This window comes from Aliihoeflea aestuarii (assembly GCF_024105665.1).
GTDB classification, from domain to species: Bacteria; Pseudomonadota; Alphaproteobacteria; order Rhizobiales; family Rhizobiaceae; genus Aliihoeflea; species Aliihoeflea aestuarii.
This window is the reverse complement of the sequence record NZ_JAAAMK010000001.1, coordinates 668,884-694,540: the sequence shown is the minus strand read 5'-3', so window position 1 is coordinate 694,540 and position 25,657 is coordinate 668,884. Positions and strand designations below refer to the sequence as shown.

Here is a 25,657-nt window from a genome sequence, read left to right as displayed (position 1 = left end):
GGGCATGCGGTGTCCTGAATCCGTTCGGGGGATGGATGGCTTGTTCTGGTTCAAATCTACGCCGGCCATCAATTCGCCCCTTCACTTTTGCGCGTGCGGGGATCAAGCCACAGCGTCAAAAGGTCGGTGACGAGATTGATGAGAACAAAAAAGAAGGAGAAGAGCAGGATCGAATACTGGATGATAGGGTAATCCGCTCTCGACACCGCGTCGACGAGAAGGCGACCAATACCCGGAATGCCGAATACCGTCTCAGTGATCACTGATCCGCCAAGCATGGCGCCAAACTGCACGCCGGCGACACTGATCGCCGCGACCAGCGAGTTGCGCAGCGCGTGCCGGACCATCACGCTACTTTCGCTCAACCCCTTGGACCGTGCCGTGTCGAGATAGTCGCGCCCCATGACCTCAAGCAGGCTCGCCGTCACGAGGCGGCTGAACATGGCTGCCGGCCGCGATGCGACGGTGAGGATGGGAAGGACGAAATGCGCGGGCGTCGCGGCCCCCGCTGGCGGAAGCCAGCCCAGATAGACCGCGAAGAGCCAGATGCACAGAAGACCGAGCCAAAAGATCGGCATGGAGATACCGGCCAGGGTCAAGACCGTTATGACGGTATCGATCCAGGTTCCCTGCCGAAGCGCGCATATAACTCCCGTAATGGTCCCCGCAAGCAACCCGACGACCAGTCCCCCAATGGCGATGATGAGGGTATTCGGAAGCCGCTCGGCAATCTCCGTCGCAACGGGCCGCCCCGTGCGCAGGGAAACGGCTACGTCCGGGTTCACGATCCCCTCGATGAACCGGACGTAGCGGGTCACGGCCGGCTCATTCAGTCCCATGGCGTCGCGGATGACGTCGACTTCTTCCTGCGTCGCCATGGGTCCAGCAAGTATCCTTGCCGGATCGCCCGGAATGAAATCCACGAACCAGAAGACCAGAAGCGAGACAATCAGCAAGGTCGGCAAAGATGCTGCCAGACGGTTGAAGACTATCATCTCCAATCGCTCCTTAGACGCTCGGTTAATTGTTCAGGGTGACGTTGTCGAAAACCATGGTTTCGTTGGGTTGCACCGCAAATCCCGACACGGTGTCGGCAACACCCAGCGCCTGTGTCTGATACCAGAGATAGATGAAGGGCATCTCCTCCCAGACGATCTCTTGAACCTCACCATAGATCGCGCGCTGTTCGTCCAGATCGTTCGTCGCACGGCCATCGACGAGGAGTTCGTCTACTCGCGGATTGTTGTAGCCAGTGGTGTTGGCGCTGACGCCGCTGCGGAAAAGCCGGTAGAGCGTATAGTCCATGCCTGCCGTCGCGCGCCCGAGCATGGCCATGTTGTCCGTGCGGTCGCCTGGTGGAGTGGCGGCGACCTGGCTCCATGTGCCGCGATCGACGATATTGGCCTGGGTATTGACCCCGATTGCCTGGAGCGACCCCTGGATGGCCTGACAAACCTGTACGTCCTTGATATAGCGGCCCGTCGGACAGGTCATGGTCAATTCAAGCTCGCCGTTTCCGTACCCTGCTTCGGCGAGCAATTCGCGGGCTCGCTGCGGGTCGAATGGAATTGGGTCGAAGGTCACACGCAGATCGTTCTGCGTGCCGGGCCCCGGCATGCCGACGGAAGGTGTGCCGAGCCCGCCAAGGATGCCCTGCACCATCCCCTCGCGGTCGATCGCAAGATTCAATGCCTCGCGAACCCGAATATCCTCTAGCGGGCCGCGAAGCACCATTTCCATATTAATGGAGAACATGCTGGCCGGCGTGATGACTGCCGCCGATTCCAGCGCGTCGATGGTTGAGATAGCCTCCGGCGGCACCCGCTCGACGATATGGACATCGCCGGTTTCCATGAGCGCCATACGCGATCCATCTTCCGGGACGACAAGAAACTCGATGGCTTCCAGCGTTGCAGGATAGTCGCCTTCGTAATCGGGATTCGGCACGAGCCGGTAGCGCTCGCCGCCGACGAAGCTTTCGACCATATAGGGGCCGCTGCCGACCGGCTGCCGGCTATAGGCAGCTCCCATCTCCTCGAGCGCCTTGACGTTGATGATGCTGGCAGCAGTCGGCGCGAGCAGCAGAAGAAGATGACCGTTCCGTTCGTTGAGACGAATCTCCACGGTCAGATCGTCAATTGCGACCACCTCGTCAATCGACGAATAGAGGCCACGGTAAATCGAACCGACCTCCGGATCGAGCATCCGCGTGAAGGAGGCCGCGACGGCGGCGGCGTCCAGCGGGTCGCCATTGCTGAAAGTTCTGCCTTCGCGAATAGTGACCGTCAGCGTCAGCCCATCGTCGGAAAATTCATGGTCTGTGGCCAGGCCAGGAAGCACGTTGTTTTCTGCGTCGAGGCGGAAAAGTCCTTCGAGCACCAGAAGATCGACGGTGTTGCCGGTCGGCAGATCGTTGAAATGCGGATCGAAGGTTTCCGGATCCGCCCCGACGGCGACGCGAAGAATGCCCGAAGGCTCTGCGAACAAGGCGCCGGCGGAAAAGGCCAAGGCGACGCTCGTTGATGCTGCGAGCATTGAGTGGCGCGCCACGCCGGGCGATGATGATAACTACGTCTACGCTATAGCCCTCTAAAGCCCCTCTTTCGAGGAAAGCTGATCGGCGGCGGTCTTACGACTGGAGGGTGGCGTCTGGCATAAATTTAGGTGACCTGGATATGTGCTTACAAACATCCAGGGACGATGCGTCGGGCTACATCTGCTTCGGCAGAAAATCGGTCGAGGTAGTCGAGGGCCGCGTTGCGCCTTGCACCGATGTGGTGCAAGGTGGTGCAAAGGCAAATCACTTTAGAGCCGCTATGCAAAACGCACCACATGTCCACGATGACAAGTCGGCCCATCGCCTGTCAGTCAGCCTGACAGCGGAGCAGCATAGGGAGCTAAACGAGATAGCCCGCAAGAATCGAGTATCAGTAGCATGGGTCGTCCGCGAAGCGGTTGACCGTCTCCTCAAGGAAGACATGCCTCTGCTTCATATGGGGAAAGAATGACTTCCGCTCGCACCACCAAACCCCGCGCTCCTAAGTCAAAGGTTGCCGCCTCTACAGTGTCACCGCGCGGTCGCTTTGCTGACCTAGACAAAGACAAGTTGCGAGGTGGCTACTACACGTCTGCACAGGTCGCAGCGTGGCTTTGTGAATGGGCGATCCAGTCTGCTGATGACACCGTACTGGAGCCGAGCTGTGGTGATGGCGCTTTCTTGGAAGCAGCCGCCCAGAGACTTTTGTCGTTGGGCGTGACACCTGCGAAGATTCCACATCACCTCACCGGTGTTGAGATCGTCACCGCAGAAGCGCGCGCGGCGACGGAACGCCTGCGCCCCGATCTCGGAAAAGCCGCGGACAAAATCGTTTGCAACTCGGATTTCTTCGGTTGGTGGCAGGGAACCGATCAACCCGCTTTCGACGTGATCGTGGGCAATCCTCCCTTTATTCGTTATCAGTCTTTCCCCGAACCGCACCGCGCCCGCGCCATGGCGATCATGGGCGATCAGGGGCTGAAACCGAACCGTCTGACCAACATCTGGGTGCCGTTCGTCGTTGCGGCGACGGCCAGCCTAAAACCGGGTGGCCGCTTGGCGCTCGTCCTGCCGGCGGAAATTCTACAAGTCACCTATGCTGCTCAACTCCGGTCGTACCTGACAGATCATTTCGAGCGTATCGACGTTATCGCCTGCAACGAGCTGTTCTTTGAGAACGCTGAACAGGAGGTTGTGCTGCTGCTGGCAGATGGCGCACTGGCCGCCGCAACCGAAGACAACACCTGCCGGGTCGCGCTGACGGCGGCGGAGACGGTGGCCGACATCACCGACATCCGGCCCGCCCTGCTGCTCGATCGGGCCGAACCGAAGATCATTTGCCATGACAGTGAGAAGTGGCTGAAATACTTCCTAGACAACCGGCAGATTTCTTTCATGCGTGAGCTACGCGATGCAGAAATCACCTCCTCCATGTCCACACACGCAAGTATCGACGTGGGCGTGGTCACGGGTAAGAATGAGTTTTTCGTACTTTCAACTGATCAGGTCAAAGACTTCGGCCTTGAAGGCTACACGACACCTTTAGTGTCGCGTTCCGTGCAGCTCAAAGGAAGCCAGCTCGGCAAGGCCGATTGGATATCCCTTGCCGCCGATGGAAACCGCGTGCATCTGCTCAATATCAGCGCGGCACAGGCCAGCGAATTGAGTGCTAAGTTACGGCAATACATTGAGGATGGCGAACGGAAGGAGTTCCACAAGGGATACAAATGCTCAATCCGCAAACCGTGGTATCTGGTACCTTCTGTTTGGGTGCCGGATGGCTTTGCCTTCCGGCAAATTTATGACTTTCCGCGCATGGTGTTGAATGCTTCAGGGGCGACCTCCACCGACACAATCCACCGGATGCGCAGCCATGGTGCGAAGCCGGAGCGGGTGATCGCCAATACCTATACATGGCTTACAGCCGCTTCGGCCGAGATCGAGGGGCGTAGCTATGGCGGCGGCGTATTAGAGCTGGAGCCGACCGAAGCCGAGCGGCTATTGATGCCGGCGAAGCTCAACGGCGCCATGCCACTTAAAGACGTCGATCAACTTGTCCGCGCCGGACGTTTGGACGCGGTGCTTGAGGAAAACGCGAAAATTATCTTACGCGAGCATATGGGCCTGAGCGCCGCAGACTGCGACCTTCTGAAAAGCGTTTGGACACAGATGAGGGACCGTCGCAATTCGCGCCGGCGCGGTACGCGGAAACAGGCGATATGACCGGTCCAGACCTGAAGGCAGCCGCGCGCGCTCGGGTCGGCGAGCTGGTTCAGAGCTTCAGGCGCAACGAAGCAGACTATCTGCGCGCCGTCTATAACGAGACGCAGGCCCGCACCGACTTCATCACGCCATTACTCGCGGCGTTCGGATGGGACGTGCACAATGCGGCTGGCCAGCCTCTTGGCCTGCGGGAAGTCATTGAAGAGGCCACGGTTGAGGTTGGCGAAGAGCGGCTCTCCAAGAAGCCGGACTATGAACTGCGCCTTGCCCGCCAACGCAAGCTGTTCGTCGAAGCCAAAAAGCCGAGCATCCATATCGACCGCAACCGGGACGCGGCGTTTCAGACGCGGCGTTACGGATATTCCGCCAGCCTGCCGATCGCGGTGCTGACCAACTTCCATCAACTTGCGGTCTATGACTGTAAGCCCAAGCCCGACCTGACCGACGAAGCGAATGTCGCGCGCATTCTGCTGGTGCGCTACGACGAGCTCGAGGCTCGCTTTGACGAGCTGTGGCCGCTGCTCTCCCGCGCGGCGGTCTATTCGGGTGATTTCGACCGGCGTTTCTCCGTCGATGTGACGCGCCATGGGGCGGAACAGTTCGACGATTTCTTCCTCCGCCAGGTGCGTTCGTGGCGCGAGCGGCTGGCGCAGGACATTCACTGCAACACGCCCGGCCTCTCGCCGGAAGAACTTACCTATGCGGTGCAGCTTTTTCTTTTGCGGATCGTATTCCTGCGCATCTGTGAAGACCGCGACATTGAACGCTATGAAACCCTGCGCGACCTCGCTGCCGGCGACGGCAGTTTCAATGCCTTACTGGCGGAGCTGCGGCGAGCGGATGCCTTCTACGATTCCGGCCTGTTCCGGCTTCTCGATGACGCCCGGCTGGGCGTCCGCGTAAGCGATGATGTGCTGAGCGGGATCATCAACGAGCTATATTATCCGCAGAGTCCATATACCTTCGCCGTGGTCGAAACCGAAGTGCTTGGTGAAATTTACGAGCAGTTCCTGGGCGAGATCATCACGATCGACGCTGCCGGCGCGGTCGAGATCTCCAGCAAGCCGGAAGTCCGGGAAAGCGGTGGCGTGGTGCCGACGCCCCGCTACATCGTTGACGCCATCGTTCAGCGCACGCTTGGCCCGCGCCTCGCCGGCAAGGCCCCGACCGATCTGGCGGTGTTCACGGTTGCCGACATTTGCTGCGGCTCCGGCATCTTCCTGCTCTCGGTGTTCGAGTTCCTGACCGACCATTATCTGGCTTGGTATCAGGCCAACGACCGCGCGGCGCATGTCGGTCGGACGATCTACGAAGCCGGGGCAGGACTGTGGCGGCTCACCTTCGAGGAAAAGCGCCGCATTCTGCTTGCCCATGTCCGAGGCGTGGACATTGATGCCAATGCCGTAGAGGTGGCCCGCTTCAGCCTTCTCCTGAAGCTGATCGAGGACGAAGGCGCGGCCGGTCTCCGCGATTACGTTGGGCGCACTGGCACGCCGGCCCTTCCGGAGCTGGACGGAACGCTGCGGGCGGGCAACAGCCTCGTCAGTCAAGCGGAATGGACGGCCGCGCGGGGTGCGCTGCCGGCCCAGTTGCTGGAGAAGGTCAACCCATTCTCGTGGGCCGACGAGTTCCCCGCCGAAACGGCGCGGGGCGGGTTTGACGTGATCGTGGGGAACCCGCCCTATATCCGCATCCAGAACATGCAGGCGTATTCCCCGGAAGAAGCCGCTTTCTATCAAAACGCCGCCTCGCCCTACACGACAGCGCGGCAGGACAATTTCGACAAGTATGCGCTGTTTATCGAGCGGTCCTTGTCTCTTGTCCGACCGGACGGGCGGCTTGGCGTCATCATCCCGCACAAATTCATGACGATTCAGGCAGGGCGTGCGCTCCGCCATCTAGTGACGGCCAACCATATCCTTGAAGAGATCGTGCATTTCGGCGTGCAGCAGGTCTTCGGGCGGCAGGCGGCGAATTACACCTGCCTGCTGATCCTCGACCGGCAGGGCAAGGCCGATGTGATGGTGGAGCGCGTCGAGGCTCTGGAGCCGTGGCGCTACGGGACGCCGGGCCCCCGGAATGTGCTGCCGGCGGCCGAACTGACGGATGATCCTTGGCAGTTCGCGGACGACGACACGCGCGCGCTGTTCGCGCGTGTGCGGGCGGCCTGCGGCCGCGAGCTGGGGAACGCGGCGGAAATCTTCGTCGGCGTCCAGACCAGCGCCGATCCGATCTATATTTTCCGCGCGGCGGCCGAGACGGCCGACACGGTAACGCTACGATGGGACGGCAGGGACTGGCCGATCGAGCGCGGCATTCTCCGGCCCTGCCTGCATGATGCCAAGCTCTATCCCTTTACACGGGCCGAAGCGAACGCATGGATGATCTTCCCTTATGAGATCGTCCATGCTGCCCGCACCACGGCCCGGCTGATCCAACCGGCAGACATGGCGCGGCGCTTCCCCGTGTGCTTCGCGTATCTGACGGCGCGGAAGGCCGAACTGGAGCGCCGCAATGTCGTCGGCGGCACCGCCGCCGATCGGCAATTCTACCAATTTGGCCGCTCCCAAAGCCTGACGAAGTTCGACAGCCCGAAGATCATCCTTCCCATTCTCTCGCTCGAAGCCCGCTATGCTTACGACGAAAGCAACATCATGATGACTGGCGGCGGGAACGGCCCGTATTACATGATCCGCCCGCAGGACGGCGCACCGGAAAGCAATTTCTTCCTGCTGGCGGTGCTGCATCATCCCCTGAGCGAAGCGATGGTCAGGACGCACACAAGCCCCTTCCGGGGCGGTTACTATTCTCACGGCAAGCAGTTCATCGAGCATCTGCCGATTCCGCCGGCGACGCTGGTGCAGCGCACCGAGATTGAAACGCTGGTTCGTCAGCTGATCGACGCCAACGATGCCATACTGGCGGCACGCACACCGCGCCAGAAAACGCTCCATGAGCGCAACGCGGTCGCGCTGCGCGAACGTATTGAAGCCCGTGTCAGCGCGTTGTTTTTACTGTCGGCGACAGATATGGCTCTGGCCAAGGCAGTGCCTGTACCTTCATGATTACAAATCAGCCGTTTCGAGATTGCCCCCGCAGGCATTCGATAGCCGACGCGATGGCCGCATCATCCGGTTTGGCAGATCCCCATTCCTTCCAGAAATCCCGCGTAGCGCTATCGGGTGCCACTTTGGGCATATCGAGCTTGATCCGCGTTGGTAGAAGAACCGCATCACCCAACAACAGCGCCTCACCCGTATCAAGTAACGGCAAAATGCTCGTCAGCCCCGCCAGCGAATCCGGCATCAGGCGCTTGATGACGCCCTGATCGGTTTCATTCGTCAGGCGCAGAGCCAAGAAATTATTGCACTGGCTCAGGATCGTCCGGCTGACATCCGACGGGCGCTGACTCACCACCAACAACGAGAAGCCATATTTACGGCCTTCCTTGGCGATTCGCTCGAATGATCCGAGGGCTTGACGCTGGACCGCGTCAGCGTCATCGCGAACCGGAAGATAAAGATGCGCCTCGTCGCAGAGCAGCGTAACCGGCGTCCGGGTCTTCCCGCTCATCCAGAACTGAACATCATAAAGTAGCCTCGCCAGCGTCCCCGTCACCACGGGGAGTACGTCGGCGGGCACTTCGGAGAAGTCGATAACCTTGATGCCTGTGTCATCGCCAGATTGCAGCAGTTTGAGCATCTGCGCTGAAAGCCAGTCGTATTTCATCGCAGCAGGTGGCGGTGCGAACATGAAACCGTAGCGACGATCGTCCAGCTTTGCTTCGAGGCGCGACAGGAACCGCGTCAGCTTGTCCTCCCATTCCCCCTTCACCGGTCCAGTCTTACCAACGCCTTTTGTGGTGTTGTCTGTGTTCAGAAGCCCGACTAATTGTTTCACATCGTAGGGTATCGGTGAATCGACGGTGTATGTTTTCTTGATGTTTGCCTTACCCTCGGCGTCGAGGGTCTGTCCTTTTAGAGAGCGGACATGCAGAGTGAACCGTGACGCCTGATTGGGGGCGTTCTGGTCGCTGCGATCGAGGATCATCGACAGCATTTCATCGCGATTAAGCAGCCAGTACGGCAGGAATAGCGTGTCGTCGCCCGGATTTTCCAGATCGCCGGGACCAGCAATGCGGAAGCGCGTGGCAAATCCTCCATTCGCTTTGTCCGCCAAGGGGGCATATTCGCCATGCATGTCGAACACGATGATGTTCGGAAATTTTAGCTTCGCGGCCCGTTCAAGGATCAGCGCAACCGCCCAGCTTTTACCTGATCCAGTACTACCGAGAATTGCTGCGTGGCGCTGGAAGAACTTGTCGCCACTGGCAATCGCGTCGGCCGTGCGATCCGCGACGAACGTGCCGAGCTTGAGCCTTTCATCGGCGGAGAAACCGGCTCCGAGGATGCCCATGAAGCGTTGAAGGTTCCCGCCTTCGATGACGAAGCAGTCTCTATCGATTTGCGGAAAGCTATCGGCACCGCGCTTGAAGGTATTCCTACGATCACCCTCCACCGTTCTGAATGTCCCAATCAACACGCCTTGGATCAGGTCGGTCGGCACCGCCGCCAAAAGCCCGCCATCGGCATCTTCATCGTCCGGGCCGGGCAATTCCTCCCTGACGCTGCGGGTGACGCGCTCGGTCATGGCGATGAGATATTCGCGCTCCGTCGCGCCGCGAATGGCGATGAGCTGTCCGATGCCGATCCGCGTGAGCAGAACGGAGTTCGTCACATCGATCGCAACACGGCTGGTATCGACCGACGCGACGCGTCCGATTTTATCCTCGTCAGCAAATTGGAGAGCGGCTTCAGTCATGGTTCAAGCACCTCTGCAACGAATGAGCCCAGATCCCACAGGTCTAGACCGGGAAAGAATGTCTCGACGCCGGCGACAAAGACGCCAGAGCCGGAAACGCCTGCTTGTTCGGCGCGCTGAATCGCGATGACATTGCCGCACTCGTTTACGAGCTTCACGGCGTTATCCGAGAGTCCGTAGGTCAAAAGGAGCGTGGGCACGCCACTGCGGATACGGGGCGTAAGGTGAGTTTCCAGGTGATCGTCGTTAAAGCCATAGCCGATCACGAGAAAGCGGCTGGCACGGTCGATCGCCGAATTTGCCCGTTCCCGATGGCGGTCGAACGGACTTTCGTAGCCGTTGCGAAACTTGTTCAACCCCGGCGTGATGATGAGCCGCGGTAGATCGAGATCGCCAGAGTAGCGTACGGGCTTCCCGTCGCGGTGATACCAATCGAGACTGCCATGAGGTTTGAAGATATTGGCGCGCGGACGATAACGATATTGTGCTCGTCCGCCTTTCAGCGTCACCTCCCGGCAGAAGCTCAAGCGGCTTTCCTGCTCGTTCAACTCACCTGCAAAATGGCCGACGAACAACGTATCGACGCCGAGGCCTGCTTCTTCCACGGCGACCTCAACCAAACGATCATAGTTGGTGGTAACGACCGGAAGCCCCGTATGAGGTTTTAACAAGTGCTTGACAAGCCCGGTAAAACGAAGCGTGCGGGTCCGCGAGAAAACTCCAGCAACGATTTGGCGCTCACGCATAGCGATCAGTTCAGCCGTGCGCGCAACGATTGCGACTTCCAGTCCTGTCGTCGGTGGCACTTCCAGTAGAGCCGCTTCGAGGCCCTTGGTCGGCAGAAGCGGTGAAATGTCGTTCCACCGATCTACCTCCGCTGCCGCCAAGCCTGCTGTCACAGTCGCATCGAGATGGGTAGCTAATTCGCCCATACCCGGCAGCCCTTCCGCACATGACAGACCCGAGCCGACAACCGTTACTAGGCCGTCTGTAAGATGCTGTTGCAACAGCAGTTTAAGCTCATGAATGTCCAAGCGCGCCCTCTCGCCAGTCTCTTTGGGGACCGATTCGGTTAGTATGGCTGATGATCAATTCCTAAGCGATACCAACGATATCGCGACATAATAACAAAAACGGCGATCAGGATGCTCGGATTCTAGGTTCAGCGGCTTTGCACATCCTGGTCCAGCTTTCTGCCCGCCTCCCGCTACAGCTCACACCGGGCGAGTTGCTTGGGGTGCTGCCCCCCGCGCGGCGCAAGGGATCGCTAACGCTCGGCCGGGACGGTCTCCCCAGCCTTCCTCCACATCGTTCCTCCGTTTCGTGCAGGCCGGGTGATCCCCCTCCGTCCCGGCCGCCCCTGCGCCTTGCACCCCCCAGTCTCGGCGACGGCCAGAAGATCAGGCGCGGCGTTCCGCTTCGCTGACCTTCAGACCCGAGGATCAGAGACATGACCAACATATCCGACAGCAATCTCCGCATCTATGTCGCCTGCCTTGCCGCCTACAACAATGGCTATCTGCATGGGGCTTGGATCGACGCGGATCAGGACGTCGACCAGATCAGGGACCAGATTGCCGCGATGCTTGCCCGTTCACCTGTCACGGAGGCGGAGGAATACGCCATTCACGACTATGAGGGCTTCGAGGGCGTCAGCATCTCCGAGTATGCCGGCATCGACAGCGTGGCGCGGATGGCCGCTGTAATCGCAGAGCATGGCGCACTCGGCGCGGGCCTATTGGAGCAGTTCAGCGGCGACATAGACCAAGCCGAAACCGCCTTGCAGGACTGCTATCATGGTCAGTTTGCCAGTCTCGCCGATTATATGGAGGAACTGACCAACGAGAGCATCACTATTCCCGAGGCGCTGCGCTACTATGTCGATTGGCAGGCGATGGCGCACGACGCCGAGTTGAGCGGCGACCTTTTCACCATCGAAACCGGGCACGGCGAGGTGCATGTGTTTTCCAGCAGATGAGAACATGACTGCCTGTCCGTGCTCATAGGGACAGGCATCGCGGAATCACCGGCTGTCGCCAAGCCAAAAACACCAAAAATGATCGGCTTAGCCGCTCAAGGTATCTGCTTTGAGCGGCTTCTATATTTCCAGTGATCCTTGAACCTCTTTTTGCCGGGCGCTGCCCAGCATCCCGGCTTGGGGAGGTGACGCCATGCTCAGCATCGATTGGCGGTCTCCGGCGGCATACGGGCACACAAAATACATCCCTGCCGCTGGTTTCGCTTGGGAATATCTGCGCCGCAATGGCGATTATCGTCAGGACTTCCAGACCATCGTGACCGGGGGATCGTCCGGCCCCGACCTTGATGCGTTCGCGGATCGCTGGGGTTTACGATTTTCCGTGCGACCCCGACGCGCCGCATGACCAGCCGGCACCGATCTGGAGTCCGAGCCTTCAACCGCAAGCCGTGATGCTGTCGCCGGTCGCGCATGGGGACGACGACACCGAACCGATATTGACGCTGGCCCATCTCGACGGCCTCGACCTGCGCCGTGCTTCCGATGGCTGGCACGGCATCTGGCAGCTGGATGGCGTCGCACATCAATTCTGGCTACCCGAGGCGGTGCCAGACGCCGCCGCATTTTATGCCGTCGCCCTTCCGATGGATTCCTTTCTGGAGTTGCGCGCCCACGCCGCCCGCCGCCTTTGGCGGTCCCTCAACGGCCGCGCGCCCGGTGCCGACTTCCGGGTTGTTCCCGCCCAGCTCCGGCAATGGCATATCCTGTCCCTGCGCGCTCTCGACGCCCGGCTGCGCGGCGAGAGCTATCGCACCATCGCCGAAGTCCTGCTCGGCTTTCGCGGCACCAAGGAAGATTTTGAGAACGATCCGCGCAAGAACAAGGCCCGCCGCCTGGTCGCGCACGGTATCAAAATGATGCGCGGCGGCTATCGCCTGCTGCTTCACTACCCGATCAAGCCCGGCAAGCGTTGATCGGGAGGCGTGGCCCTCACGCCTTATTGGCTGCCGCCTGCTCCAGAATCTTCCGATAGCCCTCACGCGATAGCCATTGCGCGCGTTCGAGATGACTTTGCCAGCAACGGCGGGTCCGCAGTTCCTCAGCGACCGGATCACGGTGAAGCACGATTCGCGCGACTTCTTTCCAGTCCGCGCCCTCGGCCTTTGCATCCAGCAAACGCAGATAGGTGACGTAATGCCGTTCATCATAGACGGTTATGGTGTCGCCGGTCGGCGCTTCATCGTCCACATCGGGATCGAGTTCGACGGGAACCCGCATAGTCATTCCCCGCATCCGAGAGGCTTTGTCTGCGGTGCGCCCCCGCAAACGATTCTCTCTGACTCTTGGTGATCGGGGAGTTCGAAACCGCTGTTACACGGCCCCATGGCCTTTAGCTCGGAAAGCCTGTTGTATACGCCACAGGCTCCCCGACCATAAGGTCAAGGAGTTTGGTGCCGTCACGGCCGGCACCAACCGGTAACAGAGGGGTTTCGACGCCCCAGAGCAGCGCGTCTGCTCCACCCACATTCTTAGCCGAACCGCGTGCGAATGTCTTCGCCTATTCAATGCGGCAGGCGATGAGCCGCTGAAATCCCTCAACTATTAGCCGCGCCGCCCCGAAGGGGGGTGCCGCTAGCGCATAGGCGCAAATGCGGCACGCTACGCGCCGCCGATCCCTCGCCATGTTTCGCCACGGTCCGCTGCCGCCCCCGGCAGCCCAATCCCGACTGGAGGTGATCCATGCCCAACCCGCTTGCGGGCCTGCCGCCGCGCCTGCTGCGCACCAAGGAAGCCGCGCGCTTCCTTGGCATATCCATCCGCACCCTTGAGAAGCATCGCACCTATGGCACCGGCCCGACCTATCGCAAGGTCGGCGGTCGCGTCCTCTACACCGTCCGCGATCTGGAAGACTGGAGCGCGGCGGGCGAGCGCAAATCCACCCGCGAAAAGACCGCCGGCACCGTCTTTCCCGCGCGTCCCCTCACGCCCGAAGAACGGGGCGACTGCTAGATGCTGCGCGAGGACGATCACGACCCCGCGTTGCCGGGCGAGGGCAGCGAGCGCAGCCGACTAGACCCCTTTGTGGTCGCAACGGGCGACGCGCCGCCGCGCGACCAGCGCGACTTGATGGAACGGCCGTTCTTCTCGCTGGCGAAGACCCCGCGCAGCAAGCCAATTCTCTACAAGGCCGCCGACATAGAGGTGCAGGTGTTCGGCATGCCCGAGCACGGCATGGCGACCATTTGGGACGCCGATGTGCTAATATGGGCGGCCTCGCAGATCGTCGCGGCCGAGAACAACGGCCACACCACGTCGCGCTTTGTCCGGTTTACGCCCTACCATCTTTTGCGCGCCATCGGGCGGCCGACCGGCAATCACCAATATCGGCTTCTGAAAGCCGCGCTGGCGCGGCTGCAATCGACCGTCATTGCAACCACCATCCGCAACGGCCCGCATTGGCGTCGCCGGCAATTCTCATGGATCAACGAGTGGGAGGAAATGACGACGCGCGCCGGCCGCGTCGAGGGCATGGAGTTCGTCCTGCCCGAATGGTTCTACAACAGCGTCATTGACCGCTCGCTGGTCCTGACCATCGACCCGGCCTATTTCCGGCTGACTGGCGGCATAGAGCGATGGCTTTACCGCGTCGCCAGAAAGCACGCCGGCCACCAGCGCCACGGCTGGATTTTCGAGGTCGTACACCTTCACCAGAAATCCGGCAGCCTCGCACGGCCGTCCGACTTTGCGCTCGACCTGCGCCGGATCGCGGCCCGCCAGCAACTTCCCGGCTACCTGCTCCAGATCGAGCGGCAAGACGGCCGCGAACTGCTGCGCATCCGCCCCGAAAGCTCATCAACAGGCACTGTTGATAACCCTGTTAATGCCATCGGCAGATCAGGCGCACGGGGTATCGGCACATCAGGCGCAGCACTATCGGCAGATCAGGCGCACGAACCGCAGCTAACTCTTTGGCCTGAAACGCGGAATCCGACCGCTAACTTATCTAACAGAGAATCTAACTCTTTTTCTTTGACGCGCGCGCAGGCGAAGCGTGGTGCCGGTTCTGCCCGAAGTGGCGAGCCATGACGGCCGCGCTCGACACGATGCGCCCGCGCAGCCCCCAGCACATCCCCGGAGACGAACAATGACCCGTCGCGCCCACCGCAGCGCGCACGGCCGTCCGCTGCCGGACGGGCCTGCGCCCTTCACCACATTGGTCGAGTTGACCTTCGAGAAACGCAAGGTCGAACACTGGATACGCTTCGGCCGCAAGAGCTACGAGCAGATCATCGACCGCCGCCGCAGCGTCGTCGGCTTCGCGCCGGGCAGCGTCTTTGCCTTCGTCCGTTGGGCATCTGGTGAGCATGGCACGGTTGTTTCGCGCATCGACATTGTGCGCGCCATCGGGCGCGGTGAGCCGTTCCAGACATTGCCCTTCGTGCGCCCCGGTGGCGAAATCCTGTTGCGCCTCGACGGCTGGCCCAAGGTGCAGCGTGCGCTTGTAGCTATCGACGCCGTGGATGCGCTCGGCCTCGATCCGGCCGACGCCTCGCCGGATCACTGGCGGCACGTCCACAACCGTTTGACCGCCAATCTGGAACCGCACGCCTACACGCCCGAGCGACATGCCGCTTGGCTTCACCGTCGAAGGATCGAGCCATGACGCGCCGCCGCACCCTCACGGTGACGGCGCTGGCGGTGATCGGCATCGCCGCCGCAAGCGCGGTCAAGACACCGACGAAACTCATATGGAACGCCACCGCCAGCGCACCGGTCGGATTCTACACCGTCGAGCCGGCCGAGCGGATCGACGTGCCGGAGCTGGTCGCCGTCATGCCGCCCGAACCGCTCGCCGCTTTCATGGTCGAGCGCGGCTATATCGCGCGAGGCGTTCCGCTGTTGAAGCGCGTCCTCGGCCTGCCGGGGCAGCGGGTTTGCCGCACCGGCCGCACGATCACGGTTGACGGGATCGAGATGGGCGATGCGCTGGAGCGCGACAGCCTCGGCCGCGATCTGCCCGGCTGGCAGGGTTGCCGCGTCATCGGCGACGGCCAGCTTTTCCTCATGAATTGGGAGGTCCGCGACAGCCTCGACGGCCGGTATTTCGGACCCATCCCCGCAGCTTCCGTCATCGGCCGAGCGGTCCCGCTCTGGACCGATGAGGAAGGCGTCGGCCGCTACGAGTGGCGCGCGCCGACGCACTGAAACCGCCCCCCGAAACCAATCGCAGGAGATTTCCCATGGCAGAAATAGGCACCTTCACCCGCACCGAAACCGGCTATGCCGGGGAGCTTCATTCGTTCGGCCTCCACGAAAAGCTGTTCATCGTCCCGGCCAAAGCGAGCGACGTGAAAAACGCGCCCGACTATCGCGTGCGTCTCGATAGCGAGGACGGCCCGGACGCCGGCCCCGCATGGAAAGACTCCAGCGAGAACGCTGGCGAGTTCGTGTCGATGCGATTGGAGGGGCCAATCTTCCCGTTCCCGATCCGCGCCAAGCTGTTCCAGTCCAACGATGATCCATCGGTCTGGACCCTGCGTTGGAAGCACGCCCGGAAGATCGAGGATGAGGAATGACGGCCGCGCGCGTCCGGCCCGCCACCCGGTCAAAGATCGGCATCCCTTTGTTCGCGGAAAAGCCGTCGCATCCCTTCGTCCCGCTCGGCGACCAGACGGCCGGCGCGCACAGCGAAGGTCAGGGGCGGCCATCGGCCGGCGCTTGCGCCTTGCCCTTGACCGCAGCGAGCACGCTGGCAGGCTGGCGGCGAAGCGGAGACAGGCCGGCATGGCATTGTGCCATCCTGCTGCTGGCGGGGGCGCTTTCAGTCTGCATCGGATCGGGCGTCGCTGTCGCGCAGTCCGTGCCGGTCGAGCGCCCGGCCGCAGCCCATCCCTTTGCGGCGCACATCTCCGAGGCGTCGCAGCGTTTCGGCATCCCCGAGCACTGGATTCGCGCCGTGCTGCGCGCCGAGAGCGCGGGCGACGTGCGTGCGATTTCGTCGGCCGGGGCGATGGGATTGATGCAGGTCATGCCCGACACATGGGCGGGCCTGCGCGTCCGCCATGGCCTCGGCCGCGATCCCTACGACCCGCGCGACAATATCCTCGTAGGCACGGCCTACCTGCGCGAGATGTTCGACCGCTACGGCAATGTCGCGGCGATGCTTGCGGCCTATAACGCCGGCCCCGGCCGCTATGACGAGCACCGCGCGACGGGCCGCCCGCTTCCCGCCGAGACACGCGCCTATGTCGCCGCGCTTGCCCCGATCCTTGGCGGCGCGGCTCCATCGGATGCGCCGTTGCAACCACCGGCACCGCAGCCCGACTGGCGCGAGGCACCGCTGTTCGTCATGCGGCCGGACGACACGCGAGCTGCCGCCGCGCCCCCGTCCGTGGTGCAAACAGGCGACGGCCGCGCTGCCGTTCCGGCGCGCGACCACGCCCGTGCGGAGTCGCAGGACGGCAGCATTTTCGTGGCGAGCGCCAGCGATGGAGAAACGCCATGAGGGCGGCGTTCCCGCGCTCGGCGGCGCTGATTTCGGCATCCAGTCCGGCAGGTTTGCGCCCGGCTGGATTCCCGGCAGGAAGGGCAGAAAAGACAGAAAGGGCGGAGGGCAAGATTAAAGAAGACGGCACCATATCGGGCCGCTTCTGGAAATTATTGTTGTCTGCACACTGGTTAGGTGGCCAGTTCCGGCACCATGGTTTTGAGGGGCCGCGTGCCGCGATTTCGCGCAAAGCCTTGGCTTTGCAGGGTTTTGAGCAGCACCATAGGCGCAGATCGGCCGTTTTCCGGCATTTTCGGCCGGAGCCGCGCCTATGAGCGCAGACGACGAAAACCGCTTCCGTCCGAAGCCCGGCCGCATCCGATCCGACACGCCGAGGGCCGGCAAGACCAAGAGCTTTTTCACGCAGGTCAGGAAGATCACCCAGCAGCATCAGGCGGCAGCCTCCCGCGATCCTTCCATGCCGTCATCCGCCCGCCCGTCATCGCCGGGCCGGTCCCGTGCCGTGGTCGCCAGCGGCAAGGGCGTGAAGCGCGGCCGGGGCGCGAGCTTCGTGCGCGCCCGCAACATCTCCGGCCAATGGCATCATCGCCAGCCGGGCAGCCGCCGCGTGATCGTCAAGCAGCGGAGCGTCCGAGCCGCGTGGAAGGGCGGACGCGCCCGCGCGCATCTACGCTATGTTCAGCGTGACGGAACCTCGCGTGACGGCGAGCGCGGCCAGCTCTATTCGGCGCATGAAGACCGAGCCGATGGCGACGCCTTCCTTGATCGTGGTCAGGACGACCGCCATCAGTTCAGATTCATCGTCTCGCCCGAGGATGGCGCGGAGCTATCGGACCTCACCGCCTACACCCGCGATTTCATGAAACAGGTGGAAGCAGACCTCGGCGCCAAACTCGATTGGGTTGCCGTCAATCACTACAACACCGGCCATCCCCATGTGCATATCATCGTCAACGGCCGCAACGACACGGGCGGGGATCTGGTCATCAACGGCGATTATCTTTCCGCCGGCCTGCGCGAGCGCGCCAGCGAGCTTGCCAGTCTTGAACTCGGCCCCGTGACCGAGATCGAGCAAACGCGCAAGCTGTCTGCCGAAATCGACCAAGACCGCTTGACCCGGATCGACCGCGCCATGACCGAGGAAGCCGATGCCCGTTTCCTCGACCTGCGCCATGAGCCGGCAGAGCCGAGGCGGCAGTTCGAGCGGACGCTGCGCCTGCGCCGTCTTACAAAGCTAGAGAAGATGGGATTGGCGACCGAGCACGCGCCCGGCGTTTGGGAGTTGAGCAAGGACATGGAGCCGGCTCTGCGCGAGCTGGGCGAGCGCGGCGACCTCATCCGCACCATGCAGAAGGCGCTCGGCCCGCAGGGCGGCGAACGCGATCCCATGAGCTTCCAAATCCATGACGGAGCGCCCGAGACGCCCATCGTCGGCCGCGTCGTGGACAAGCACCTGTCTGACGAGCTGGGGGAGAACCTGACAGTCATGGTGGACGGGATCGACGGCAGGACGCACCACATCGCCGGTATCGCGCCCGAGCGGCTGGAGGACGCCCGTATCGGCAGCGTGGTCCAGATCGGCCCGGCCGAAGCGGCAGCCCGGCCGTCCGACCGCACCATCACGGCCATCGCCGATGACGGCATCTACCGGCCGAGCCGTCATCTGGAGCAGGCGAAGTTCGAGGGCCGCGCTCCGGGCGGCGACTATGAGGGCTATGTCGATGCTCATATTCGCAGGCTGGAGGCGTTGCGTCGGGCCGGGATCGTCGAGCGGATCGACGCCGACCAATGGCGCATCCCCGATGATCTGGTCGGCCGTGCAGCCGCCTATGACGCCGGCCGGGACCGGCAGGCCAGCGTTCGCGTCCTTTCCCCCGTCGGGCTGCAAAGGCAGATCGGTTCGGATGGTGCGACCTGGCTGGACCGGCGATTGGTTCATGGTGAAACGGCCGACCTTGCGCCGGCCGGCTTCGGCCAGCAGGTGCGTGAGGCGATGGACCAGCGGCGCGAGCATCATATCGAACAGGGCGACGCCAGCCGAGCGCGGAATGGCCGCGTCTTCTACCGGCGCAGCCTTCTAGCCACCTTGCGCGAGCGCGAGGTTGCCCGCGTCGGCGTGGAGATGGCCGAGAACAAGGGCCTGCCGTTCCGCGCCGCCACGGACGGCGAGAACGTCAGCGGCAAGTTCACCGGGACCGTGCAGCTATCCAGCGGCAAGTTCGCCGTGGTCGAGAAATCCCATGAGTTCACGCTTGTCCCGTGGCGGCCGGTCATCGACCGCCAGCTTGGCCGCGAAGTCATGGGCGTCGTGCAGGGCGGATCGGTGTCGTGGCAGTTGGGCCGGCAGAGGGGGTTGAGCTTTTAGCCATATCCATCCGTGAATCTCATGTTGAAGTATCCCAGCAAACTGCTAGGCTACCTGCCGCACGGTAGGATTTGGTTATGGCAAAGATTGAGCGTGATGAGATTGTAAAACGTGCCACCGGACTTTTCCGCATCGGTGGCTACGACGATACGTCGATGGCCCAGATCGCGGATGCCTGCGGAATCCGCAAGGCCAGTCTCTATCACCACTTCCCCGAAAAGGATGGGCTGGTCCTCGCCGCCATCGAGCGCATCCACGACCATTTCCGCGAACACATCTTCGCCATCGCCTACAGCAACGACACCGACGCCAAGCAGAGGCTCTATGCGCTTTGCGAGGCGACGTTCGGCTATTTCAACGGTCGGGAAGGCGGATGCTTGCTAGGCAATTTCACGCTGGCGCTGACGGAGCGTGCGCCACGTTTTCAAGAGCCGTTGCGTTCGTATTTTGACGATTGGGCGAAAGCAATCGCGCATCTGCTAACCCCCGAACATGGAGCAGGCAAGGCGCGCGATCTGGCCTTCGATTCAGTCGCCCACGTCCAAGGCGCGATCATGATGATGCGCCTTTACAACGACCCCCAACATCTTCGCCGGGCGCTTGATACGAGCATCAAGATGCTTCCGTAAATTTACTCTCAAAACCTACCGGGTGGCCGGTAGTATATGGAGCGAACATGCAGAACGCGCAACATTTCCACGGACCATGGATAGTCGCCATCGCCTTCATCACTCTGATGGGAGCGTTTGGCCTCAATCTTAGCGGCGGCCAGTTTTTCGCGCCCTTGGCCCAAGAGTTCGGATGGGGACTCGCGACGTTGAGTTCAGCGGCAGCCCTCAACATGATCGTATGGGGCATCTTTCAGCCTCTCATGGGGAGAATGATCGACCGCTTCGGCCCAAAGCCCGTCATCGTGGCAAGTGCCGCGCTGATGGGAATCGCCTTTCTGCTGTCATCGACCATTTCAACAGTCTGGGAGTTTTATTTCTACTACGGAATCCTTGCCGCGATTGGTTTTGCTGGCTGCGGGTCAATGGCCAATTCGGTCCTAGTCGCTCGATGGTATGTCCGGGGGCGAGCGCGGATGCTGGCCCAAAGCGCCATGGGCATGAATATCGGCCAGCTTGTTTTTCTTCCGCTCGCCGGATGGCTTATCGTCACTTCTGGCTTTCGCGGCGCGTTCCTTGTGCTCGGCATGTTAATGATCGTGGTGATCGTCCCTCTGGTCCTGTTCGTCACTCAAAGTTCTCCAGACAAGATCAATCAAGCACCGGATGGCGACCAGCTTTCCACCTTCACCCCGCCCAAGTCCGCATCGCTTTCGCAGGCAATTCGCAACTCTGATTTTTGGGCTGCGACATTCGCCTTCGTCACTTGCGGATATTCCCTCTATCTTGTTGTGATCCACCTGCCGCGTTTCGCCGTCGATCTTGGGGCAGACCTTTCCACAGGCGGGCAGGTTCTCGGCCTTGCCGCTGGTGCAAGCGCGATTTCTATGTGGGCGTGCGGGCAGTTGGCTGGACGGGTTGGCAAGAAGAACCTGCTGATTGGCCTTTATCTAGTCCGCGCACTCTCCCTTGCCTTCCTCGCAGTCTCTACAGAGGTGTGGCACCTCTATGCGTTCGCCCTCATCTATGGCGTATCGTCCATGCCGATCATCCCATTGAAGACCGGCTTGATCGGCGACCTGTTCGGCGCGAACGCCATGGGCAGCATCCTCGGCACCGCATGGTTTCTGCATCAAATACTTGCGGCTATCGCCGTGTATCTCGGCGGCTATTTGCGGGTTGAGACGGGAAGCTACTCGGCGGCTTTCTGGTCGGCCGCGATCCTGCTTCTGATTGGCGCGGTATCGACGATACTTGTCCGTAATTCTGGAGGGCCGGTCCCGCTAAAGCCAAATCCAGCGCGCGGGTAGCAATGCGGCGGCGATCAGCACCTATGATTGATCGTCAATGGAAAGTGCCGACCATGCTCGGGTCGCGCATCCCCCTCGCATCACTGATCCAGACGCTTGCCGTCGCCGAGTATTTGAACTTCCGCCACGCTGCCAATGCGCTCGGCGTGGCCCAATCCAGCGTCAGCGCCCGCGTGAAGGCGCTGGAGGAAGACCTTGGCGGCCGGGCATCACGCAAAGCGTGTTGAGCGGGCTATCATGACGCCGCGCCTGTTCCAGACGCAATTCCCCGCAATAGAATGTCAATATGCTTGTCGAGCAATTCGGTGCCCGGTGTTTTCGTCAAGCTCCATGCAATAGCATTTGCCAGTAGGAACACATCTTCGGCCGTGACGTTCGCTCGAATCTGGTCGGCCTCCTTGGCGCGAACCAGAATACGATCCGTCAGGCTTTCCAACGAGCCGCACACCACAGAGAAACTTCCTGATTTTCCCGCAGAGGCATCGAGGACGCGATTCGGAAGTCCACTGTAAGTTCTGGAAAACATGGCTAGTTCCCGAAGCCATTCACCCAGCGCCATGAATGGATCGCGACCATGCGCATACTTGTCCGAGTTTCGGACTAGCTGATCCACGTCATCCTGTATTGCTGCCGCTATCAAGTCTTCCCGCGTCGGAAAGTGACGGTAGAGCGTGCCTTGGCCGACACCTACCGTTTTGGCGATTTCTTCCAGCGGAGCATCGACACCCTTGGAGGCGAAAGCCGTCCGAGCAGCCTCGACGATCAGATCACGGTTGCGGCGCGCGTCCGCGCGCAGAGGACGAGGGGGCTGGGTTGTCATGGCTTCATGACTAGCACTTGACTCAACCGGACACAATGTCCATTTAATCGGACGAAGTGTCCGCTTATGTGAGGTATACCGTGCCCGATCCCGAAGATGCACAGGATGTTCAAGCAACTCGGCGACGTTGGTTCGCCCTTGCGGCTCTGGTGCTGCCGGTCCTTCTAGTCTCCATGGACCTATCGGTCCTCTACTTGGCAGTTCCCCACATAAGCGCCGATTTGACGCCAAGCAGCAGTCAGATGCTTTGGATACTGGACATCTACGGCTTCGTGCTGGCTGGGCTTCTTATCGTGATGGGAAGCCTTGGCGACAGAATTGGACGCCGCAGGTTGTTGCTCGCTGGAGCATCGTTGTTTGGGGTGGCATCCTTGCTGGCAGCATTTGCGCCAAGCCCCGAGTTTCTGATCGCGGCCCGCGCGCTGATGGGCGTTGGCGGGGCTACGCTGATGCCATCGACGCTGGCACTGATCCGCAATGTTTTCCATGACCCGGAGGAAAGGACACGCGCAATCGGGCTATGGACCGCCGCCTTTGCCGGTGGCGGGGTGCTCGGCCCGGTGGTGGGTGGCGTGCTGCTAAGCTACTTCGATTGGGGCTCTGTCTTCCTCATCAATGTCCCGGTCATCGTCATCCTGCTCGCCATCGCGCCGAAGCTCGTGCCGGAGCATCGCAACGACGAACAAGGCGGCTTCGATCTCTTGGGGGCAGCCCTGTCATTGGCGGCGGTTCTCGCGTTCGTTTACGCGCTGAAAAAGGGGGCCGAAGCGGGTATCTGGTCCGCTACCAGCGGATCGTTCCTCTTGCTCAGCTTGATTCTGTCGCTGGGCTTCCTCGTGCAACAACGCTCGGCACGCCAACCGCTCATCGACTTCACCCTGTTTCGGCGCAGAAAGTTCGTTGCCGGTATCCTCGCGGTTACATTGGGAATGTTGGCGCTGACCGGCCCGACCATGTATCTGGCGCAGTATCTCCAGCTCGTGCTGTCCATGTCGCCACTGGCTGCTGCGCTCTGGATGGTTCCGCTTACGCTTGCGTCAATGGCCGGTGCGATGGTTGCAACGATTGTTGTGGCACGGTGGGGCCTTCCGCGAACCTTGTTCGTCGGGTTTTCTCTGGCTGCTGGCGGCTTGACGGTTACGGCGACGACACCGCCGCAGGACGGTCTAGCCGTCGTGTTGATCGGCGGCTCTCTGCTGGGGGCTGGTGTGACGACGATCATGTCGCTTTCAACAGATGTGGTGGTAGCAGCCGCGCCGATAGAGCGCGCAGGAGCAGCATCTGCACTTTCAGAAACCGGCTCCGAACTTGGTGCAGCGTTAGGTATTGCTCTAACAGGAACGCTGGGAACGGTGATCTACCGCACTTCGTTGTCACTTCCCACTGAACTTCCAGAAGCGTTGCAGGAGGCGGCAGCACAAACGCTCGGCGCAGCTATCTCGGTGTCCGATACCCTCACTGGACCAGCCGCCGATGCGCTTCGTTTGAGCGCCCGGCAAGCCTTCACTGCCGGCTTCACCACGGCAGCGGCGGTCGGAGCAATCATGATGGTTGTGCTTGCCCTTCTGGTGCCTTGGCTCATGCGGCCTTCACCCAGCAAACGCGAGCTTCATTCCACGGTGGCCATCGAAGCCACAACAAAAATCAGCGCAAAGGAGTAGGAATATGATCGTCGTCACAGGCGCTACAGGTTCGGTCGGGCAACATCTGGTTCGGAACCTTCATTCACAACAGGTCGAAGTCGTCGCAGCGGTGCGCGATCAAACAACGGCCTCCTTGCCGGAGGGAGTGCAAAGCGTGGCGATGGATGTAGAGAATCTATCGTCGGTAGAAAAAGCGGTCGCAGGCGCGGACGCCGTTTTCTGGCTCTGGCCTTCCCTGTCCGGTTCAGAGACGGCCGAGGTGGCCGGCGATATAGGTCGGATACTCGGCGCATCAGGCGCTCGTGTTACATATCTTTCGGCAGAGGCGGCAGCGGCCGAGCCTACTTCGTCGTGGGCGATTATGGAAAATGCTATTGAACAGGCCATTCCAGAATGGACGATCCTGCGTTGCACGGGGTTTGCGAAGAACGTTCGCATGTGGATTCCACAAATCCAGTCGGGCGATACGGTTCGCTGGCCCTTCGCAAACGCTACACGTTCACTGATACATGAGGCGGACATTGCGGATGCCGCTGCCGCAACGCTGGTCGACAAAGCTCACACCGGGCAACGCTATACCCTAACGGGACCAAGCGCATTGCGGCAGGCGGATCAAGTAAAGATCATAGGAAAAGCCATTGGTCGAAATCTTCATTGGGACGAAGAACCGTTTGAAGAAGCCCGTGATCGCCTCGCTCAAGAGTTTGGTGATCTGGAACTCGCCGAATACATCATGGAGAGCTGGCAGGAGTTTATAGACAAGCCCGAGCCGGTTACTTCCTCGGTCCGAATGCTGACGGGCCGCGATCCAAGGTCGTTTGAAAGCTGGGTTCTGGATCATGCGCATGAGTTCCGTTGATAAGAGGGCGGTATGCGCAGGCGGCGATCCAACCCGCTCAATGATCGTCCATGGGGAGCGCCGACCTCACTCGGCTCGCGCATTCCCCTCGCGTCACTGATCCAGACGCTCGCCGTCGCTGAATATCTCAACTTCCGCCACGCCGCCAATGCGCTCGGCGTGGCGCAATCCAGCGTCAGCGCCCGCGTGAAGACGCTGGAAGAAGACCTTGGCATCCTCCTGTTCGAGCGCCATGCGCGCGGCGTCCGGTTGACCGAAGCCGGACGCCACTTCGTCGAGCGGATCGCGGCCGGCGTCGATCAACTCGACCATGCGGTGAAGACCGCAAGCATGGCGGCGGTGGGCGAGTGCGGCCGGCTTCGTATCGGCATCCATGCCCTGATCCCGCGCAGCTTCCTCGCCGAGCTGATCGGGCGGTTTCGGGAAGACCACCCCGGCATCGAGGTCGAAATCACCGAGGGCACGGCCCGCGATACCGTGATGCAGCTTCGCGCCGACATGCTCGACATAGTATTCGTGGCCGGCACACCCGAGCTGCCCGACTGCAATTCCCGCCCGATCTGGACCGAACCGCTGGTGGCCGTGCTGCCTGATAGGCATCGCCTCGCCGGACAGTCGGCAATCACTTGGGCCGATCTGGTCGGCGAGGCTTTCCTTGTCCGCCATGGCGGCACGGGTCCGCAGGTCCATGACCATATCGTGCTACGCCTTGCCGGATGCTGGCCTGCGCCGTCGATCCTGCGTTTCGACGTGGGGCGTGGCACCCTGTTATCCATGGTCGGACAGGGGTTCGGCATCACCATCGTTGGGGCGGCCACGTCGCTGCTGCCAACGTCAGGTGTCGTCTTCCTGCCGTTCGCCGACGAGCCGGAGCCGATCACGTTCTCGGCAATTTGGTCGCCCTCCAACCGCAGCGCGGCGCTTCGCAACCTGCTCAACCTCGCCAGCGACATGGGCCGGATCGTCCGCACCGACTGACTTTCGC

26 protein-coding genes and 1 pseudogene are annotated in these 25,657 nt (G+C 61.4%); 21 read left to right on the top strand and 6 right to left on the bottom strand.

From position 1 onward, the window contains the following. Positions 1 to 68 precede the first annotated feature (68 nt). Positions 69 to 995, bottom strand: a complete 927-nt coding sequence (locus tag GTW25_RS03470; RefSeq protein ID WP_252910455.1) for an ABC transporter permease — start codon at positions 993 to 995, stop codon at positions 69 to 71. 25 nt (positions 996 to 1,020) lie between these two features. Then, entirely contained in the window at positions 1,021 to 2,379 is a 1,359-nt protein-coding gene (locus GTW25_RS03465) for an ABC transporter substrate-binding protein (protein ID WP_252910454.1), read from the bottom strand. Between the two features lie 296 nt (positions 2,380 to 2,675). Here GTW25_RS03465 and GTW25_RS20560 point away from each other — a divergent pair, with 296 nt between their 5' ends. The 3 genes from GTW25_RS20560 to GTW25_RS03450 are packed head-to-tail and all read left to right on the top strand — an operon-like array spanning position 2,676 to position 7,824. Further along, positions 2,676 to 3,008: a ribbon-helix-helix domain-containing protein gene (locus GTW25_RS20560; RefSeq protein ID WP_308206226.1), complete on the top strand. Its 333-nt coding sequence runs from the start codon at positions 2,676 to 2,678 to the stop codon at positions 3,006 to 3,008. After that, positions 3,005 to 4,759, top strand: coding sequence for an Eco57I restriction-modification methylase domain-containing protein (locus GTW25_RS03455; protein WP_066809405.1), 1,755 nt, complete (start codon positions 3,005 to 3,007; stop codon positions 4,757 to 4,759). Before GTW25_RS20560 ends, GTW25_RS03455 begins: the two co-directional genes overlap by 4 nt. Then, positions 4,756 to 7,824, top strand: coding sequence for an Eco57I restriction-modification methylase domain-containing protein (locus tag GTW25_RS03450; RefSeq protein ID WP_021696255.1), 3,069 nt, complete (start codon positions 4,756 to 4,758; stop codon positions 7,822 to 7,824). The genes GTW25_RS03455 and GTW25_RS03450 overlap by 4 nt, the downstream gene beginning before the upstream one ends. A 7-nt stretch (positions 7,825 to 7,831) precedes the next feature. Here the strand turns inward: GTW25_RS03450 and GTW25_RS03445 are convergent, their stop codons facing one another. Continuing rightward, positions 7,832 to 9,580, bottom strand: coding sequence for an ATP-binding protein (locus GTW25_RS03445; protein WP_021696256.1), 1,749 nt, complete (start codon positions 9,578 to 9,580; stop codon positions 7,832 to 7,834). Beyond that, complete coding sequence (locus tag GTW25_RS03440) at positions 9,577 to 10,614, bottom strand: SIR2 family protein (RefSeq protein ID WP_081703375.1); 1,038 nt, start codon at positions 10,612 to 10,614, stop codon at positions 9,577 to 9,579. Before GTW25_RS03440 ends, GTW25_RS03445 begins: the two co-directional genes overlap by 4 nt. 416 nt (positions 10,615 to 11,030) lie before the next feature. Between GTW25_RS03440 and GTW25_RS03435 the strand changes: the two genes are divergently transcribed. The 3 genes from GTW25_RS03435 (at position 11,031) to GTW25_RS03425 (ending at position 12,532) form a co-directional block, all read left to right on the top strand. Beyond that, positions 11,031 to 11,558, top strand: a complete 528-nt coding sequence (locus GTW25_RS03435) for an antirestriction protein ArdA (RefSeq protein WP_021696257.1) — start codon at positions 11,031 to 11,033, stop codon at positions 11,556 to 11,558. A 193-nt stretch (positions 11,559 to 11,751) separates the two neighbouring features. Further along, positions 11,752 to 11,964 (top strand): transcriptional regulator domain-containing protein, encoded by a 213-nt coding sequence (locus tag GTW25_RS03430; protein WP_021696258.1) that lies wholly within the window; start codon positions 11,752 to 11,754, stop codon positions 11,962 to 11,964. A gap of 46 nt (positions 11,965 to 12,010) precedes the next feature. Then, the gene (locus tag GTW25_RS03425) at positions 12,011 to 12,532 is read left to right on the top strand and encodes a DUF2285 domain-containing protein (RefSeq protein WP_021696259.1); all 522 of its coding nucleotides are present in this window, start codon (positions 12,011 to 12,013) and stop codon (positions 12,530 to 12,532) included. 16 nt (positions 12,533 to 12,548) lie between these two features. Here GTW25_RS03425 and GTW25_RS03420 read toward each other — a convergent pair whose 3' ends face one another. Next, positions 12,549 to 12,836 carry a DNA -binding domain-containing protein gene (locus tag GTW25_RS03420; RefSeq protein ID WP_021696260.1) on the bottom strand — a complete coding sequence of 96 codons (288 nt, stop codon included), beginning with the start codon at positions 12,834 to 12,836 and terminating at the stop codon, positions 12,549 to 12,551. A 462-nt stretch (positions 12,837 to 13,298) separates the two neighbouring features. Here GTW25_RS03420 and GTW25_RS03415 point away from each other — a divergent pair, with 462 nt between their 5' ends. The 12 genes and pseudogenes from GTW25_RS03415 to GTW25_RS03365 all read left to right on the top strand — a co-directional run bounded on the left by GTW25_RS03415 (position 13,299) and on the right by GTW25_RS03365 (position 21,577). Beyond that, positions 13,299 to 13,568 carry a helix-turn-helix transcriptional regulator gene (locus GTW25_RS03415; protein WP_021696261.1) on the top strand — a complete coding sequence of 90 codons (270 nt, stop codon included), beginning with the start codon at positions 13,299 to 13,301 and terminating at the stop codon, positions 13,566 to 13,568. After that, positions 13,569 to 14,645: a replication initiator protein A gene (locus GTW25_RS03410; protein WP_021696262.1), complete on the top strand. Its 1,077-nt coding sequence runs from the start codon at positions 13,569 to 13,571 to the stop codon at positions 14,643 to 14,645. 58 nt (positions 14,646 to 14,703) lie between these two features. Beyond that, complete coding sequence (locus GTW25_RS03405; protein WP_021696263.1) at positions 14,704 to 15,222, top strand: DUF2840 domain-containing protein; 519 nt, start codon at positions 14,704 to 14,706, stop codon at positions 15,220 to 15,222. Beyond that, on the top strand, positions 15,219 to 15,764 hold the full coding sequence (locus GTW25_RS03400; RefSeq protein ID WP_021696264.1) for a S26 family signal peptidase: 546 nt from the start codon (positions 15,219 to 15,221) through the stop codon (positions 15,762 to 15,764). Before GTW25_RS03405 ends, GTW25_RS03400 begins: the two co-directional genes overlap by 4 nt. Before the next feature lie 35 nt (positions 15,765 to 15,799). Continuing rightward, positions 15,800 to 16,135, top strand: coding sequence for a DUF736 domain-containing protein (locus GTW25_RS03395; RefSeq protein WP_021696265.1), 336 nt, complete (start codon positions 15,800 to 15,802; stop codon positions 16,133 to 16,135). Further along, on the top strand, positions 16,132 to 17,064 hold the full coding sequence (locus GTW25_RS03390) for a lytic transglycosylase domain-containing protein (protein ID WP_252910453.1): 933 nt from the start codon (positions 16,132 to 16,134) through the stop codon (positions 17,062 to 17,064). Before GTW25_RS03395 ends, GTW25_RS03390 begins: the two co-directional genes overlap by 4 nt. Next, positions 17,061 to 17,381: a hypothetical protein gene (locus GTW25_RS03385; RefSeq protein ID WP_148291403.1), complete on the top strand. Its 321-nt coding sequence runs from the start codon at positions 17,061 to 17,063 to the stop codon at positions 17,379 to 17,381. The genes GTW25_RS03390 and GTW25_RS03385 overlap by 4 nt, the downstream gene beginning before the upstream one ends. Then, positions 17,378 to 18,031 (top strand): annotated as a pseudogene (locus tag GTW25_RS20630) (relaxase/mobilization nuclease domain-containing protein); the annotation flags it as partial. The gene GTW25_RS03385 and the pseudogene GTW25_RS20630, both read left to right, overlap by 4 nt. A gap of 168 nt (positions 18,032 to 18,199) precedes the next feature. After that, positions 18,200 to 19,432: a DUF3363 domain-containing protein gene (locus GTW25_RS20625; RefSeq protein WP_262422601.1), complete on the top strand. Its 1,233-nt coding sequence runs from the start codon at positions 18,200 to 18,202 to the stop codon at positions 19,430 to 19,432. 77 nt (positions 19,433 to 19,509) lie between these two features. Continuing rightward, positions 19,510 to 20,061, top strand: a complete 552-nt coding sequence (locus GTW25_RS03375) for a TetR/AcrR family transcriptional regulator (protein ID WP_081703376.1) — start codon at positions 19,510 to 19,512, stop codon at positions 20,059 to 20,061. 47 nt (positions 20,062 to 20,108) lie between these two features. Continuing rightward, positions 20,109 to 21,350: an MFS transporter gene (locus GTW25_RS03370; protein WP_021696270.1), complete on the top strand. Its 1,242-nt coding sequence runs from the start codon at positions 20,109 to 20,111 to the stop codon at positions 21,348 to 21,350. Positions 21,351 to 21,373: 23 nt separating this feature from the next. Beyond that, a complete protein-coding gene (locus GTW25_RS03365; RefSeq protein ID WP_021696271.1) occupies positions 21,374 to 21,577 on the top strand; it encodes a helix-turn-helix domain-containing protein in 204 nt (67 codons plus the stop codon). An 8-nt stretch (positions 21,578 to 21,585) separates the two neighbouring features. On the opposite strand, the gene GTW25_RS03360 is transcribed toward GTW25_RS03365, so the two are convergent. After that, positions 21,586 to 22,170 (bottom strand): TetR/AcrR family transcriptional regulator, encoded by a 585-nt coding sequence (locus tag GTW25_RS03360; RefSeq protein ID WP_081703377.1) that lies wholly within the window; start codon positions 22,168 to 22,170, stop codon positions 21,586 to 21,588. 80 nt (positions 22,171 to 22,250) lie between these two features. On the opposite strand from GTW25_RS03360, the gene GTW25_RS03355 reads away from it, so the two are divergent. From GTW25_RS03355 to GTW25_RS03345, 3 genes are read left to right on the top strand one after another with little or no spacing between them, the layout of a single operon-like run. Beyond that, a complete protein-coding gene (locus GTW25_RS03355) occupies positions 22,251 to 23,831 on the top strand; it encodes an MFS transporter (RefSeq protein WP_200865090.1) in 1,581 nt (526 codons plus the stop codon). Positions 23,832 to 23,835: 4 nt separating this feature from the next. Continuing rightward, the gene (locus tag GTW25_RS03350) at positions 23,836 to 24,672 is read left to right on the top strand and encodes an SDR family oxidoreductase (protein ID WP_081703378.1); all 837 of its coding nucleotides are present in this window, start codon (positions 23,836 to 23,838) and stop codon (positions 24,670 to 24,672) included. 12 nt (positions 24,673 to 24,684) lie between these two features. Further along, positions 24,685 to 25,650 carry a LysR family transcriptional regulator gene (locus GTW25_RS03345; protein ID WP_021696275.1) on the top strand — a complete coding sequence of 322 codons (966 nt, stop codon included), beginning with the start codon at positions 24,685 to 24,687 and terminating at the stop codon, positions 25,648 to 25,650. The last annotated feature ends 7 nt before the right edge of the window (positions 25,651 to 25,657 follow it).